This window comes from Leptolyngbya sp. CALU 1928 (assembly GCF_056784215.1).
Genome location: NZ_JBXBCE010000001.1, coordinates 350,279 through 365,449, shown reverse-complemented (window position 1 = coordinate 365,449; position 15,171 = coordinate 350,279). Strand labels below are relative to the sequence as shown.

Here is a 15,171-nt window from a genome sequence, read left to right as displayed (position 1 = left end):
GGAGCAATCAATTAAAAAGCACGATCGCGGTTTCCAAAGTGAACCGCGATCGTGCCTTTGGGCGGAGTGTGAAAGTGATTGATTTTTCGATATGGGACAGTTTGTTGCGCCAATATGTGGACGCGCAGGGACGAGTAGACTATCGGTCTTGGAGCCAGCATCCCGAAACGCTAGTGAATTGGTTAGCAAGTTTGGCACCGCTAGATTTGAACCCCAATCTGCCTGATGAAGCACTACCGCTCTGGATTAATCTCTACAATGCATTCACAATTTCCACGATTTTAGAACGATACCCGATCGCGTCAATCCGACCTGTGGTTTTGGGCATTCCCAATTGGTTCAGCTTTCTGCGATTTTTCCAGCGTCGAGTCTATCGAGTTTCAAATCAAACCTATAGTCTTACTCAAATTGAGAACGATATACTGCGCGATCACTTCAATGATCCACGGATTCATTTTGCGATCGTCTGTGCTTCTATTGGGTGCCCATTGCTCCGTAATGAAGCCTACACAGCCGATCTCGTAGAAGATCAATTAGAAAAAGATGCTCATCGTTTTATCAGCAATCCCGACAAAGTGCGCTACGACGATCAAACTGAAACACTCTATTGCAGCAAGATCTTTAAGTGGTATCGCCAAGATTTTCGACAAGCCGCAGGTTCAATTCCAGACTATATTTCCACCTATCGGCGAGACTTGCCTTTAACAGCCTCAACTCCAATCACTTACCTCCACTATGATTGGAGCTTGAATCAGCGGACATCTTCATAAAACCGCTTCAAATAATCCGCAGATACTCCAACTCCCCATAAACAGCCGATATATAAATAGATGGCGGTTGCTTTCCAGGCTCCCCAATAAGCAACCCGGCGATCGGAGCTTTGCACAATTCGGTTCACCTGACGAATTCGCCCTTTTTTCACCAACCGTAAACACAAATCCCCGTCCTCCAAAATCGGCAGCGCCTCATTGAAACCACCACCAGTCCAAAAGTCAGATCGACGGCAAAACATGGCTTGATCGCCAAATAAGAGACGTAATCCTTTAAAGAATAAATGGGGTCTAAACAGCAGCGGCGCATAGTAGGTTTTGAGGTAGTTGTGCAGTGAAATTCCCCAGCGGGTTGTTTTGGCTCCGGTCATTAGAGAAATAAAACCGCCACAGGCAATAGTGTGATCGGCTAAGGTTTTCTCAATCACGGCGATTAGATCATCGGGAACCTGAGTATCGGCATGGAGAAAGCAGAGAACATTACCCCGCGCTAATTTTGCTGCGTAATTCATTTGAACCGAGCGTCCGCTGCGATCGCACATCAACACTTGCACCCCCGCCAATTGAGCGATCGCAACAGTTTCATCTTGGCTGCCTCCATCTACAACCAATACCTCAACCGGCGGTGGATCAAGCACGGTCAGTTGCCGCAAGGTGCGTCCGAGGCTGCTGGCTTCGTTGAGTGTGGGAATGATGATTGAAACCTGAAACATCTGGCATTCCCTGGATATTTGATTATCGGGTGAGTGATCATCAAGTTAGTCAGCGCGATCGCCCCTTTCGAGTAGGATTCTCCACACTGCATTGTAGGGGTGAATCCGTTGAGTCGGGTTTCCTAAATGGGATAAGGGTCGATTTTCATTTGCCCATTGAAATAACCCACCCTCTAGATTGAACACTTGATTAAATCCAGCTTTTTTAAGCTGTTGAGCCGCTTTTGCACTTCGATAGCCAACTGAACAGTAAACGATGATCGCCTGATTGATTGACTGTTTTAGCGCTTGGTTGATCAAGTCAGAGTTGATATCAACTTGTTTTGCTTTTACAAGATGGCTAACTTCATACTCCTGCTTGCTTCTAACATCTAAAACAAGTGGATACAGTTCGCTAGAATTTTCCATCTGAGCAAATTCTATTGTCGTCATTTGGGGGATGAGCGGAAATCTGAGTCGAATATATCTTTTGAGTAAATCGAACATCAGCGATCGCCCAATCCACCCCATTGTATTGCACCAAAATTAGCTTCAACTCTCTTTCATTATGCAACGCCACAATTCTATCAAGGGATAGATTCTGTTTGTAGTACAGCCATTCACAATGGTCTTGATTACACAAGATCAAGAGATTGCAATCATGTATTTGGACTGTGATCATTCAGTGCATTTGAACGAGCAGCAGGTTGCCCTATGAAGGTTGCCTGTCTGAAAGCGATCGCGGCTCCATCGGTTCATTGGCTTCCCAAAGTTGGATCTGATTCTTTAATTTCCACGCCTCCACTTCCTCAATGCGAGGTGTGTGTAGTGGTTCCAGTACGAAATGAATCGGAGATATTAAAAAGCACATTGACTGCGTTGGCAAACCAACTTGATTTAGCAAGCAACTCGTTTGACCCAAAGCGCTATGAAGTGATTTTGTTAGCGAACAACTGCGAGGATGATTCCGCCGCGATCGCCGCTCGATTTGCCAGAGAACATCCTGATCTGGTGTTGCATGTTGTTGAGAAAACCCTTCCTGCCGCTGATGCTCACATTGGCTGGGTGAGAAGGCGGTTAATGGACGAAGCATACAACCGTTTGACGTCCATTGGTTGCAATCGGGGTGTCATTGCCTCGACCGATGGAGATACCTGCGTTGCGCCTAACTGGGTTGCAGCAATTCTACATGAGATTGCGAATGGTGCGGATGCTGTTGGAGGACGAATTGTTACAGATCGCCGCGATCGCGCTGCTCTGACTCCTTATGCAAGAGCTTGTCATCTACGGGAAGTGGGATATCGATTTTTAGTGGCTGAACTGGAAGCTTATCTAGATCCCAATCCATCCGTTGCGTGCCCCCGTCACTTTCAGCACTATGGCGCAAGTTTAGCCGTGACCGCCGAAGCCTATGGACGTGCGGGTGGAATCCCATTGGTTAGGACGGCGGAGGATGTTGCACTGTATCGATCGCTGATGCGGATAGATGCAAGCTTTCGCCACAGCCCATTCGTGCGGGTAACGACTTCCGCCCGACAAGTGGGACGCGCTCAACACGGTTTGGCAGATCAGTTGAGCCAATGGACAGCCATGGGAGAAGAAAAACAGCCCTTTTTAGTGGAGTCAGCCGCCGCCATCACGACTCGCTTAAAAGCCCGTCGAGAACTGCGATCGCTCTGGCAACAGGTGCATGATGGATATGAACCCACGCTCAAAGATGTCGCATTGCCTGCCAGTAGGCTAGGGATTGCAGCCGATTGGGTGCTGGATAAGGTAATACAGGCTCAATTTTTTGGTGAGTTGGCTGAGCAGATCGAACACCGACAAGAGCAGGAAGGAATTTGGCAACAGCGCTGGTCTTTGGGCAAAATTGAACAGGCAATTGATGATTTGCGGCTACTGCTAGAACCCATCCGACAGCAGCAAAGACGGACACACACTACTAAACAGACTATTCATTGACTCGTTCAAATAAATCAAGTCGATATTGATCGGCGCGATCGCCCTTTAAATGCTTGAGTTGCGATTTAGGCAATGCCAGAAACGATTCATGAACCTGATCGCCACTCAATGGATTGTGATAATCATCGTCATAGGGTGTCCAATGCACCAATAGGAGATGTCCACCCGGTTCAAGATGCCGCAACATCAACTGCTGTGCTTTTTCGAGATCTTCTCGACACCAGTAATAGCCCACTTCTGAAAGCACTGTCAGGTCAAACTGCTCGTCAGGATAAACCTCTGGAACAGCCATCAATTGAAAGCGGACGTTCGATAAAGACTGACACCGGGCGATCGCCTGCTGCTGAGCAATTTCTGAAACATCAATTGATAAGAGAGAAGTGCAACGCTCAGCCAGCATTTTGGTTAAAACCCCAATGGACGTGCCAATTTCCAGCGCTGATCGATATGGATGTTCCGATAAAGCAGCAAGGGTTGCTGTATATTTCTGGGCTTCATATTCACTGGTTTCAAACTTCCAAGGATCAGGGTCAGTGGTGTAAAGCGCATCGAAATAGTCAGGCGTGAGGGTTTGTTTCAAGGGCAAGTCCATCACAGTTCCTCCAAATATAGTTCCCAGGGTTGAGCGAAGTTTGCCAGCATCTCAGGTGTGAGCAGAAAGCCTTCTGGATCATCATCAATCAAATCCGTTGTTTGAGAACGATAGGCGGCGATCGCGGTTCGCTTTACCTCCAACACCGTGCTGATATCCAGTCGCCAGCCAATCACCCGATCATCTGCCAACTCTCCTCGCTGCACGGGGTCCCAATCCCAAATTGGGTATTCAATCAAGCGCGGCGAATAGGTCTTATCAACGTGTTCTAAATCTGCCAAAGCCCTGTGAATCAGTTGCCAAGTGGCTCGATGATCGGGGTGAGGGTCGAATCTCCACGGCAAAAAAATTGTTGAGGGCATTGATGTACTTAAAAACTTGCTGCAACGCCCCACAGCCTCTCGAATTCTGAGAGATTTCAGGTTTGAAATGGAGCCATCTTGCAATCGTAAAAAGCTGGTTTTTGACTTCTCCAGACCTAAAACAGCCAAGGCTTCAAGCGTTTCCGCTTCTCGCAAGATTCGTAAGCGAGGAGCCGGATACTTGACTGAGCGAGGATGGGAAAGGGTTCCATCACTCATCACTAAAACCTGAACAGCACAACCCAACGCCCGAAGCAGCGCGATCGCGCCCCCACAGCCCAAGGTTTCATCATCGGGGTGAGGAGCGACCACTAAAACCGAATGGGTTGCGATCGAACTCGCTGATCGCAATGGCAACAGGGTTGGATTGGAAAAAGAGAATTGGCTATTCGCTATAAGGTTCATCGGTTGATCATTTAGGAGATTCATTAGGAAATTCATCCAACCATAGGCGACTTGCAGGTACTTCCTGAGACAGCGCATATTGCCCTACGGTGGCAAGCGCTCCATCAAAGACAGGTTGACGCAGATATAAGCTTAAATCTCGGATAATCCGCTCCATGGGATGGGGCGGGAGCAAGCCACGAGTTCCCACCGATCGCTCACACAATTGGATCATCTCCATGCAAATCTGCTCGATCGCGGTTCGCACCATATTGGCATAAGCAACCAGTTGATCTGCTTGTTCAGAAGATTGGGTTGGATCGCCACCAAAAATAGGCGCATAGGCTTTGATCTGATCTGCCGCTCCTCGTAGCCAAAGATTGCCGCTTTCAAGGGCGATCGCCATGCGTCCCAATCGGTGCTGTTGGTAAGGATCACTGGTTCGATTCAAGCTCTGCAAATACTCGCGGGTGGCGTTGAATAATGCTTCTGCTCCACCTAACTGCACAGCGGCAAAGCGAATGACACCAGCGGTCAGCCACGGTTGTCGGAAGTAGTCTCCCGGCTTGCCAATCAGCGACATGGCATCCAATTCAACACCGCTAAAATCTACTTTGAAGCTGGCAGTTGCGCGCATTCCAGAGGGTTGCCACCAAGCCGGATCGCTGACCGTTGCTACCTCTTCCATAGGCACAATACACATCTGGCAACTGCCATCGGGTAACGCACCATTTACAAACGGACGCTCTACAAAGCCAGAACCAGAGCAAAACGTTTTTGAACCTTCCAGGCGATATCGTCCACTCTCTAGCCTGTGAACTTTAACGCCGTCTTTTGCTTCCGCATTCCACACCCCAAAGATTTTATGGCGATCGCGGGCATCACTGGCATAAGCTTCTATTTGCGCGGGTGTGCCAAAGGTCTGAATGATTTGAAGCGCGTTGATATGTCCCTCGTAAATGCGCCCGACTGCCAAATTACCGCGTCCTATTTGTTTAAGCAACATCAGCAGTTCATGCGTTGCGTCTGCATCAATGCCTAAACCCACTCCACCAAACTTAGCCTGTAGCGGTGCTGCCAATAAATCCGCTTTGGCAATTTGCTCAAATTCTGCGATCGGAAACGCACCATTGCGATCGATCTCCGCCGCATTATTAGCGCAAAAATCAGCAATTTCAGTCGCACGAGCAAGGATATCAGCAGTCTGCAAAGTAGTATGTCGATACGCTACATTAACCAAAGGATTAGCTGTAATAGGTGCCACCTTTTAGAATCTCTCTCAACGGCTATTAAGAGATATTGCACTAATTTCATTCAAAAACCCTCTATCTTCTGGTAGCTTCTAACTGCCTTGAACTAGATTTTTGGATTGGAGATGGCACCCATAAATAATAGTGTTCCAGTCTGATCATCGCGGATGGCACAAAAGAAGGGGCGATCGACCACCATGCGAAAAGGCTCTTCTATGGGTCTGGCAGAGGTTGCCCGAATGCCAATGGAGGTCACGGCGGCGGCTTCCGTGCCTGCTTCATTCACTTCCACAAAGGTTTTATGCTTCACCTCGTCAATTTTGGTAGGCACAAGGCTCAACCCCGAAAAGTTGGCGCGATTGCTAAAGGCTTCTGCCATACCCAATTGGGAAAGGGCGCTTTTCAGATCCACATCATACTCCAGCTTAAAACGCGGCACTTGGATCGATCCTTGGCGTTGGCGGAACTGAGCCATCCACTGCTCCCAGTTTTCCGCCGTTAAGGTCTTTTGAAACTCGGCAAGGTTGGAGGAAGATTGGGGCAAGAATAGATAAAAGCTAACCCGCTGATTAGTGCCATAGGGCAGTCTGACTGCTTGAAATTGGCTGGTTTCATAATAGCGATACTCACCGTTCTGAGCCATCATGGGATGTTTTTTTGGCTGATTGTTGAGTAGTTGAAAAGTTTGGAGGGACGTTTGCTGTGGATCAAATTTGCGTGACCAATTGCCTTTGAAATAGATGGCATTGATCAAAAACATGACATCGTTGTGATCAATGCTGTCGATGATGGTATCAATTTTGCCGCTTGTATTTTGGCTGACCCAGTTGTTGATAGTCGCCACCGATCGCGGATTGCCAAAATCTAATTCACTCACTTTTGCTTGATAGAACTGGCGGTTGCGCTGAAGGAATTCTGGCTTGAACGCAATGCCTTGCCGAGTCCAGAGGGAGTTAGCGATCGCCAATTGCACATCCGGGTCAGGGTTTGCCAGCATCGTTTTTAAGCTAGAATTTGCCTGGTTTAGCGCTTGCAAGCTCATGCCTTGCAGTTCCATTGCTCGCGCCATCGCCTGCTGAGTTTCTCCGTTTGCGCCGTTGTATGCCATTGCTAGGGCGATCGCCACACTCGACGGCGAAATGAATACATTCTTGCCAGCATCTTGCTTTGTCACGGCAGAAAATAGCTTAAAGCCAAAGCGAGTGTTGGCATTGATCAATTTTGGGCTGACGGTCATAGTCTGGGCAACTCTACGAGATTTGGGAGGGGTGGACTGAGGCTGGGTTGCGACTGTCGATGCGATCGCAGTCTGAAACGGCATAACTTTGACTAAACTGACTAAGCCGCCCATCATCAAACTGCCCATCAGCACCACACCAATTGTTTGATTCATTCGTGTTCCCATCTCTTGCTCCCCACTTCATAGCCCATCATTTACTTTTTACTGATCCAGCCTGCCATGTTTAGCCTGACGACTGGGTTCTGTTACAGTTCCAGCAACCAATCATGCCGTTTTGATAAGAAGAGATCAGAATCTTGTACGCTATTCCTTAATTCTCTTCCACGTCCCTTCCTGCCTCATGCTAAAACGAGTTCTCCCTTTTCTCGTTGCCTTTCTAATATTACGAGTGGTGTTCTGGTTGGTCACCTTTCCCAACCCAGATGAAGCCTATTACTGGCTGTGGGGAAAGCATCCAGCCTTGTCTTACTACGATCATCCGCCTTTTCATGCGTGGATTCAGGGTATCTTTACAACAGTTTTGGGTCAATCTTTTTTTGTGTTGCGATTACCCAATTTATTAAGCAATATCGCTTTTTTCTATTGTTATTATCAGATTTCAAAATATCTCTATGGCAAGTGGGCAAGTGATTATTTCTGGATAATGACAGTCTTAATCCTTGCATCGCCGTTATATTTCTTATTTTTTAATTTAGCTTGGCAAGATCATTGGTTAATTACATTTTGCTTAAATTCTGCCTATCTTTTTATTCGATTTTTAGATAGCTATCTTATAGATAAAAAAGGAGATGCTTTATTGCTTTATGGCTCAGCTTTTTTACTGGGCTTAGCTTTTTTGTGTAAGTATAATGCTGTGTTTGTGGGCGCAGGATTTGTAGCTACGATACTAACGCTGCCACCTTTGAGATCGCTGTTGTGCGATCGCCGCTTCTACATTGCTATCTTGATTACTCTTAGCGTTCTTTTGCCAATCGTGCTGTGGAATTTCAGCAATGATTTTCAGTCTTTTCGCTACTATGCCACTCGCAGCGTGGATTCTGGCGTGGGCTTTCAGCTTAAGTGGTCGCAGCCGCTCAGTTTTCTGCTGTTTTCAATCTTGATGGTGTCCCCGATTAACGTCTGGGCGATGGTGAAAGCCATTCGTCAGCCAAGCCCCCAGATTCGTTCTGACACACTCTATCGCACGGTAGCGCTGTGGATTTTTGCTATTTCGACCGTTTCCTTAACCGCGATCGCCCTTTTTTCCACCGCCCTTTACTACTGGAACATCACCGCCTATCTGCTCCTATTTCCCCTCCTCCCCCCCGTTTTTCTAAAGCATCCCGAACCCCAAGCTCCGAACTCGAAACTCCGAACTCCCAAGCTATTCACTGCGGGTCAACTCTACGGCTTACTCTTCGCCACGCTGCTCGTGGTTCACTACAGCCTGATTCCCCTCTCTGCCTTTGCCGACCCCAGCGGTGATCCTGATTCGCAAATGCTATTTGGTTGGGAGGCCGTGGGGAAAGCCGTGAAAATTCAGCAGCAAGAACTCGGAGAATCCTTTTTAGTCACGACTGACTATCGATCAGCATCGGCATTAGCTTACGAGTTGGATGATCCCACTGTGACGGCTATTTCTGATCGCATTGATCAGTTTGATGTTTGGTACAAGCCCGATTTGCTCACGGGCAAAAATGCAGTGATTCTAACGGATGATTGGCATCCCGCTGACCCGAAACTATTGGCGCAGTTTGAACGCACTTCAGAGCCGATCGCCATTCCCATCACTCGATTTGGGCGATCGCTCAAAACTTACTACCTGATCAAAGGCTATGGCTTTCAAGGAAAAATGACGAGTGGCGAATGACGAATGGCGAATTCAAAACCTTGCTATTTGGGGATGCGTTTAACTAAGATCCAATAGTCGATCGCGGCGATTTGTTGAAGTGACTTTAAATTTAACTGGTCTAGAGTGGGTTGATCGGTAAGTAGATAGGGCGGCGGATTTTGCTGCCAACGTTGGGAGATCGCGTCTATAGCGATGGGACTCACCCAGCGATCGCTATAGAAGTTGAGTGAAGGACGGCTATAGGGATAGGAGGTGATGATAGGTTCACCCACAGGAGTATGCTGTTGCAGCATCAACGCCACCGGTTTAACCGGATATTGCTCTTGGAGTTCCCACACCCAATAGGGCGACACCATCAGCATTAACAAAGAAACATAGCTGCCCCAAATCAGCACTAGGATAAATTGAGAATCTTGGCGGATTGCCAGCACGGTAGCAGCGGTGAGGGTAATAGTCAGCATCATCCCCAGAATGGCAAGCGTGGGAGTCGGAGCCAATCCGATCGGGCTAAAGTAAACGCTGAGGGCAGCGGCGGCGATCGCCAGGATGCCCAGCAAGATTTTCCACACTTTAGGATAGGGGCGATCGGATAACCAACGAATACCAAACACATCTTCCGGTTCCCAAATGGTGGCAAGCACCACCCCGCCCACCAGCGCCAGAGCCGGATACAGCGGCAGAATATACCAGGGTAGTTTGGTTTGCATCAGTGAGATCGTCAGCAAATAACCCCCCGCCCACACCAATACCAGCTTTGCCCACCCTAAGCCGCGATGGTCCCAGGCGAGCCGGAAACCCTGGGGTAGAAAGATTAGCCAGGGTAGCCCATATTTCAACAGTTCTAGCAGGTAATACCAGGGAGGCCCACTGTTATTTTCCACCGCATTCCAAACGCGGCTAAGGGATTGATTAACCAAATGGGTATCTAAAAAGACAGTGCCATATCGTTGCAATTGCGCCCAATACCATGCGATGAAAGGCGCAATGCCCAAAGCGAGACTGCCCCATAGATAGCCAGATGTCAGCAGGCGCGGCGTATCCCACAGAATAAACAGCAGGGCGATCGCCCCCAGTAATATGCCCACCATTCCTTTTGTCAGGCACATCAGCCCAATCCCAGCACCAACGCCCAATCCCCAACGCAAATCACGTCGCATCCGCAGCAGGGAATAAAACATGATCAGAGAAAAGCTAACCAGCGCTCCATCCAGCATGGCAAGTCGTCCGTGGCGCACAAAGGGGAGCAGCACGAGGAGGATCAGCGCTGAGAAAATCGCTGGAGTTCGCTTAAGAAACAGTTCTCGTCCAATCCAATACAATAGCGGGATCGATAAAGACGTGAGGAATGCGCCCGGAAACCGCGCCGTCCATTCATTCACCCCGGCGATCGCATAGCACTGAGCAATCAACCAATGAATCAAGGTCGGTTTGTTTTGATAGGGCACATTGCCCAGGGTGGGGTAAAGCCAGGTGAAAGCAGTCGCCTCGGTGGGATTTGTTTGCGATCGCCAAATATCCTTTGCCACCTGCGCCACAATGCCTTCATCCCAATCGCGCAAGGGCACATTCCCCAAGCCCACCATGAAAAGAAGCAGGGCTGCCAGCCAAAGCGCGATCGCCCACGTCCAATCAATTCGATGCTTTGCAAACAAACGTCTCACCTTATGCCCAACTCATTATCTACTCTTCACTCTTTTTTATTCTCTTCCGCAGCTTCAACCAATCTTCTAGCTGCCTTTCCGCAATTAATACAGTTAGGGTCATGCCAGTTCCCACCAAGCAAATTTGCCATAAACCACAGGCTGCCAATGCTCCTAATGCTGCGGTGACCCAAATGGCAGCGGCTGAAGTTAATCCATAGACTTGGGGCTTTCCAGGATGGCGATGATGCTGCACAATTTCTCCAGCCCCCAAAAAACCAATCCCCGTCGCCACACCTTGGATTGCTCGACTAATGCTGTCAGGTGAAGATGTAGAGGAAAGGGAAAGGGGCACCATAATAAACAAAGTCGTTCCTAAGCTGACTAAGGTGTGAGTTCGCAATCCTGCGGCTTTTCCAGAGAGTTGTCTCTCCAAGCCGATCGCTCCACCGACAACCATCGAGAGCGTTAATCTCAGGGTAAATTCAATCCAATCATTTGGGTTAATACCCGCTACAGTCACCAAAGATGTCATCTATGTAAATTTATAAAATGGAGGTTGTGGTCGCGATAGATCAACCACCAACCATCAGGACTCTAGTGTAGCGAAGAGCGCGATCGCATGGATTCAAGAATAAAACAGCCCTGCTCGGTGACCTTTTCCCTCAATTCATCCAACGATTGATCGCGATTAGCCCCCGGCAGCTTACAGAAAAAGTTGGGCGATCGCAGTACTAAATTCGGGCAGTAGGGGGGAGGTGAGAGTGTCGCCTTCGAGCAGGGTGGCGACGAGGTGAAGTTGAGCGTCGCTACGGCGATAAATTTCCAGAGTTTTCTGCTGCCAGTTGACGATCCAATATTCCTGAACCCCATACAGAGAGTAGAGTTTGAGCTTAACTTCTTTATCTCGCTGTTCGTTGCGATCGCCTGGAGAAAGAACTTCCACCATTATTTCAGGAGCGATCGTCAGGTGTCCCGCTTCATCAGTGCCGTTAGCAAGGCGATCGCGGCTAATCCAAACCACATCAGGAATCACTGCGTCAGTAGGGCTAAAAATCACGCCTGGAGCCTGAAATGGGCTACCAAGTTGGGTCTGTCTGGACCAAATCTCCAGTTCTACTTGAATTTTGCCTGCTGCACCTTGATGGCGAATGTGTGGGGAGCGAGTCACAAATAGTTCTCCATCAATGATTTCATAGCGTTTCCAGCCGCCATCGTCGGGCATGGCATCCAGATCTCGCGTTGTCCAGCGGATAGAGTTGGCAACCATAGAATTCACCGTTGAGCTTAGGTTCCAGTGTAAGTGATTGGGTCGGTTAAGCAAGCTAGAACGGATTGGACTGGATTCAGCTAAAAGCCGATTGCGACGATCTAGGCATAACGTCCCATTTAATAGGAGAGTGGCAACGGAGCGAGGGGCGAGATGGCAGAAGACTCTAGTTTCGGCTGATTTTTTGAAGAGACGGGTTGCTTCAAAGAGATGGACTTGAGCGACTGCTCAGAAGGTAAACGTTTGACTGGGGCTAATTTTTTCGCGATCGCACCCGTTTTTTTAGTAGAACGACTGGCAACAAAGGTTTCTAGAGTTTCTAGAGCGACAGGGGTTTTCTCATCCGCAGGCACATCCACCACAATTAGATAACCCGCAAAGTTTTTGCCACCCACCATTTGCAATGCCTGCAAGATTTTGGGCATATCGGCATGGAGCAACTTTCCTTTTTCGCTATAAAGCTCTTGGGCGGACAGACAGCCTAACGTGGGGTTCCAGTTATAGCTATCGGGATAGTTTTTGTCTTTGCCTCTAAAAAAGTCGGCAGATTCGCCAGAGCCGTGAATCCGAAATAAACTGCGCCCCGCTTTGCCTGCCCAATAGCTTTGCTGGAGGGGACGATAAGTGCGCCAAGTCGGAGGTAACAAGGCTTGATACTGGTCTAAACTGCCGCCAAAGGTTCCTGGTTTGCCAGGGATAAACTGTTTGGCACCTGCTTCAAAGGGCACAAATAAATTGACCAAGGGAAACTGTCCATAGGCGCGGAAATATTCATCTTCAGCGGCTGGCACCACGCTCTCAATGCGATAGATGCCTTGCGGAGTTTGCCCCCGTGTGAAATTCCAACTCAATCCATGAATCGACTCTAATAGCAACGGAACTGACCAAAGTTTGCCCTCTTGCCGTACCCATTGCCCCGTGCGATCTTTAAGGATGGTGCGGCATAGAATCCGGCGATCGCTGCGGCAAAGTGCATAGAGATGAAGCTGTTGATCTGCTACTTCCCACTTTAGTAAATCTTTTAGCGGTGGCAACGATTGAGGATCAACAGAGTTTGCAATGTCCATCAAGGTCGTTTGCAAAACTACGTTATTCGACCACCGGGGAAATCGAGCTTTCGTTTTTTCGGCAAGGCGTTGTAGTTCGCTGGGCTGCATTCCCCCTTTTGCTAGGGAGGAAAGAGATTGGGCAACCCATTCGGGGTCGGGACTTTGGGCGATCGTGTCTAAGAATCGCTGTCCCACAGCACTATAGAAGGCGGGATCACCCAGATACAACTGGTTTGCCACCTGCATTGCCATATCTACCGTGCGGGTTTGGGCATCGGTTAGCCGCGATCGCGGTGTCATTGCCAAAATCTGATTCAGGGCTTCGACTACAAACGGCTGCTTGGGTTCAACGATTGCCGTCGTCCACAGTAAATGTTTCCAGTGTTGCTCGTGTTCTTTCCCAATCGGAAATTGATCGAAATTGTAGTTTTCAGAACGAACTTGGCGCTCTTGCTTTTGGCGCTGCAAAATCCGAGCCGTGGAGGTTGCCTGCACTTTTTCTAGCTCATTAGGAGAGGCGCTGAGGCTGCGGGCATTGGAGCGAGTTGCAGGTTTCAGTGCCCATCCCCCCAGAACCAGCAGGCTAACCAGAGCGATCGCTTCAGCTTTTTTACGAGTTGAAGCAACCTGCCAATGGGATAAAAAGCGTCGCATGTCCAAATGCTAACAATCCTAAGAAAGTACAACCCCCTTGAGGAAGGTTCCCTACTTTCTAGCATTCCTCAAGCAACTCGCCAACTATCAAATAAAACCGGATTAAAAACTAAGAAACTTGACTCAAAACAGTTTGCGCTTGCAGGAACCTCTACTGCACTTTGGAATTCTTTATAAAGATAGTCGCTGTGGTACTATCTGGATGGCTAATCAGGCATATGGTGACGAACTAGCCCTTTTTGGTGGTGGAGGAGATGACAGGAGTGCAAAATAGTATGTTGGCAGGTTCCCAAAACTCCCAGTTGCAGCGGAATCAGCCTGAACCGATTCGTGTGGGAGTGGTTGGGGTCGGCAATATGGGGCAGCACCATACTCGCGTCCTCAGTATGCTTAAGGATGTGGAGTTGGTTGGCATCTCCGACATTAACATGGAGCGCGGCATTGATACCGCCAGCAAGTATCGAGTTCGATTTTTTGAAGACTATCGCGATTTACTGCCTCATATTGATGCGGTCTGTGTGGCGGTGCCCACGCGCTTGCACCATTCCGTCGGTCTAACCTGCCTCCAAGCCGGGGTGCATGTGCTGATTGAAAAACCGATCGCCGCCAGCATTACCGAGGCGGAATCACTGGTGAATGCAGCCGCAGAATCGCAATGCATCCTTCAAGTGGGGCACATTGAGCGCTTTAATCCGGCGTTTCAAGAACTCAGCAAGGTGTTGAAGACAGAAGAACTGTTGGCGTTAGAAGCGCATCGCATGAGTCCTTACAGCGATCGCGCCAATGATGTATCCGTTGTGCTTGACTTGATGATCCACGACATTGATTTATTGTTGGAACTGGCAGCGGCTCCGGTGATCAAGCTGACCGCCAGTGGCAGTCGCGGTTCTGGAGGTTCCAGCTATTTGGATTATGTCACCGCCACGCTAAATTTTGCCAATGGCATTGTGGCAACTCTCACCGCCAGCAAAGTCACCCATCGCAAAATTCGCCGGATCGCCGCCCACTGCAAGCATTCATTAACCGAAGCCAATTTTCTGAATAACGAAATTTTGATTCATCGCCAAACCACTGCTAACTACATGACCGAGTATGGGCAAGTGCTATATCGGCAAGATGGCTTGATTGAGAAGGTGCATACTAGCAATATTGAGCCTCTGCACGCTGAGCTAGAACATTTTGTTAGCTGTGTTCGGGGTGGCGATCAGCCCTCGGTAGGCGGTGAGCAAGCATTGAAAGCGCTGCGCCTTGCCAGCATGATTGAACAAATGGCACTGGATGGTCAACCCTGGATGCACAATCAGGAATTGGAAGCGAGTGCGGTCAATCCTTCGGTGGTGGCGGTTTAGATAGGTGTCAGGTTTCGGGTGTTAGGTTTCAGGCGGCGACATGAGACGTTCGGCGAGCGCTCAGTCGAGTCGCTTTCAGCCGAACCAGGCTAGCCCAGACTTCAGGTAAGAAAGAAAGGCAATAAA

Annotated in this window: 14 protein-coding genes; 4 read left to right on the top strand and 10 right to left on the bottom strand. The window is 48.9% G+C overall.

The window, feature by feature from the left end; genetic code table 11:
* Window positions 1-38 precede the first annotated feature (38 nt).
* Entirely contained in the window at window positions 39-770 is a 732-nt protein-coding gene (locus AC1S5B_RS01695) for a DUF547 domain-containing protein (protein WP_482033991.1), read from the top strand.
* Here AC1S5B_RS01695 and AC1S5B_RS01690 read toward each other — a convergent pair.
* Both AC1S5B_RS01690 and AC1S5B_RS01685 read right to left on the bottom strand, forming a co-directional pair.
* On the bottom strand, window positions 752-1,483 hold the full coding sequence (locus AC1S5B_RS01690; RefSeq protein WP_482033990.1) for a TIGR04283 family arsenosugar biosynthesis glycosyltransferase: 732 nt from the start codon (window positions 1,481-1,483) through the stop codon (window positions 752-754). The two genes, AC1S5B_RS01695 and AC1S5B_RS01690, sit on opposite strands and share 19 nt — an antisense overlap.
* Window positions 1,484-1,528: 45 nt before the next feature.
* Complete coding sequence (locus AC1S5B_RS01685) at window positions 1,529-1,891, bottom strand: rhodanese-like domain-containing protein (RefSeq protein WP_482033989.1); 363 nt, start codon at window positions 1,889-1,891, stop codon at window positions 1,529-1,531.
* Between the two features lie 285 nt (window positions 1,892-2,176).
* Between AC1S5B_RS01685 and AC1S5B_RS01680 the strand changes: the two genes are divergently transcribed.
* Window positions 2,177-3,424, top strand: coding sequence for a glycosyltransferase family 2 protein (locus tag AC1S5B_RS01680; protein WP_482033988.1), 1,248 nt, complete (start codon window positions 2,177-2,179; stop codon window positions 3,422-3,424).
* Here the strand turns inward: AC1S5B_RS01680 and AC1S5B_RS01675 are convergent.
* The 4 genes from AC1S5B_RS01675 to AC1S5B_RS01660 form a co-directional block, all read right to left on the bottom strand.
* Window positions 3,414-4,016, bottom strand: coding sequence for a class I SAM-dependent methyltransferase (locus AC1S5B_RS01675; protein WP_482033987.1), 603 nt, complete (start codon window positions 4,014-4,016; stop codon window positions 3,414-3,416). The two genes, AC1S5B_RS01680 and AC1S5B_RS01675, sit on opposite strands and share 11 nt — an antisense overlap.
* Complete coding sequence (locus AC1S5B_RS01670) at window positions 4,016-4,807, bottom strand: PIG-L deacetylase family protein (RefSeq protein ID WP_482033986.1); 792 nt, start codon at window positions 4,805-4,807, stop codon at window positions 4,016-4,018. Before AC1S5B_RS01670 ends, AC1S5B_RS01675 begins: the two co-directional genes overlap by 1 nt.
* A complete protein-coding gene (locus tag AC1S5B_RS01665) occupies window positions 4,791-6,026 on the bottom strand; it encodes an acyl-CoA dehydrogenase family protein (protein WP_482033985.1) in 1,236 nt (411 codons plus the stop codon). The genes AC1S5B_RS01670 and AC1S5B_RS01665 overlap by 17 nt, the downstream gene beginning before the upstream one ends.
* 92 nt (window positions 6,027-6,118) lie before the next feature.
* Window positions 6,119-7,405, bottom strand: coding sequence for a serpin family protein (locus tag AC1S5B_RS01660; protein WP_482033984.1), 1,287 nt, complete (start codon window positions 7,403-7,405; stop codon window positions 6,119-6,121).
* 187 nt (window positions 7,406-7,592) lie between these two features.
* On the opposite strand from AC1S5B_RS01660, the gene AC1S5B_RS01655 reads away from it, so the two are divergent.
* On the top strand, window positions 7,593-9,101 hold the full coding sequence (locus tag AC1S5B_RS01655) for an ArnT family glycosyltransferase (RefSeq protein WP_482033983.1): 1,509 nt from the start codon (window positions 7,593-7,595) through the stop codon (window positions 9,099-9,101).
* Between the two features lie 23 nt (window positions 9,102-9,124).
* Here the strand turns inward: AC1S5B_RS01655 and AC1S5B_RS01650 are convergent, their stop codons facing one another.
* From AC1S5B_RS01650 to AC1S5B_RS01635, 4 genes are all read right to left on the bottom strand, one after another.
* Complete coding sequence (locus AC1S5B_RS01650; RefSeq protein ID WP_482033982.1) at window positions 9,125-10,744, bottom strand: ArnT family glycosyltransferase; 1,620 nt, start codon at window positions 10,742-10,744, stop codon at window positions 9,125-9,127.
* Between the two features lie 19 nt (window positions 10,745-10,763).
* Window positions 10,764-11,258 carry an MgtC/SapB family protein gene (locus AC1S5B_RS01645; RefSeq protein WP_482033981.1) on the bottom strand — a complete coding sequence of 165 codons (495 nt, stop codon included), beginning with the start codon at window positions 11,256-11,258 and terminating at the stop codon, window positions 10,764-10,766.
* A 171-nt stretch (window positions 11,259-11,429) separates the two neighbouring features.
* Complete coding sequence (locus AC1S5B_RS01640) at window positions 11,430-11,993, bottom strand: Uma2 family endonuclease (RefSeq protein ID WP_482033980.1); 564 nt, start codon at window positions 11,991-11,993, stop codon at window positions 11,430-11,432.
* A gap of 119 nt (window positions 11,994-12,112) precedes the next feature.
* Window positions 12,113-13,696: a hypothetical protein gene (locus AC1S5B_RS01635; protein ID WP_482033979.1), complete on the bottom strand. Its 1,584-nt coding sequence runs from the start codon at window positions 13,694-13,696 to the stop codon at window positions 12,113-12,115.
* A gap of 263 nt (window positions 13,697-13,959) precedes the next feature.
* Between AC1S5B_RS01635 and AC1S5B_RS01630 the strand changes: the two genes are divergently transcribed.
* Window positions 13,960-15,045 (top strand): Gfo/Idh/MocA family oxidoreductase, encoded by a 1,086-nt coding sequence (locus AC1S5B_RS01630; protein ID WP_482033978.1) that lies wholly within the window; start codon window positions 13,960-13,962, stop codon window positions 15,043-15,045.
* The last annotated feature ends 126 nt before the right edge of the window (window positions 15,046-15,171 follow it).

Excerpts from the sequence above, each read along its gene's own strand:
- AC1S5B_RS01690 (WP_482033990.1), bottom strand. The coding sequence starts at position 1,483 with ATGTTTCAGGTTTCAATCATCATTCCCACACTCAACGAAGCCAGCAGC.
- AC1S5B_RS01685 (WP_482033989.1), bottom strand. The coding sequence starts at position 1,891 with ATGGAAAATTCTAGCGAACTGTATCCACTTGTTTTAGATGTTAGAAGC.
- AC1S5B_RS01680 (WP_482033988.1), top strand. The coding sequence starts at position 2,177 with ATGAAGGTTGCCTGTCTGAAAGCGATCGCGGCTCCATCGGTTCATTGG.
- AC1S5B_RS01675 (WP_482033987.1), bottom strand. The coding sequence starts at position 4,016 with ATGGACTTGCCCTTGAAACAAACCCTCACGCCTGACTATTTCGATGCG.
- AC1S5B_RS01670 (WP_482033986.1), bottom strand. The coding sequence starts at position 4,807 with ATGAATCTCCTAAATGATCAACCGATGAACCTTATAGCGAATAGCCAA.
- AC1S5B_RS01660 (WP_482033984.1), bottom strand. The coding sequence starts at position 7,405 with ATGAATCAAACAATTGGTGTGGTGCTGATGGGCAGTTTGATGATGGGC.
- AC1S5B_RS01655 (WP_482033983.1), top strand. The coding sequence starts at position 7,593 with ATGCTAAAACGAGTTCTCCCTTTTCTCGTTGCCTTTCTAATATTACGA.
- AC1S5B_RS01645 (WP_482033981.1), bottom strand. The coding sequence starts at position 11,258 with ATGACATCTTTGGTGACTGTAGCGGGTATTAACCCAAATGATTGGATT.
- AC1S5B_RS01640 (WP_482033980.1), bottom strand. The coding sequence starts at position 11,993 with ATGGTTGCCAACTCTATCCGCTGGACAACGCGAGATCTGGATGCCATG.
- AC1S5B_RS01635 (WP_482033979.1), bottom strand. The coding sequence starts at position 13,696 with ATGCGACGCTTTTTATCCCATTGGCAGGTTGCTTCAACTCGTAAAAAA.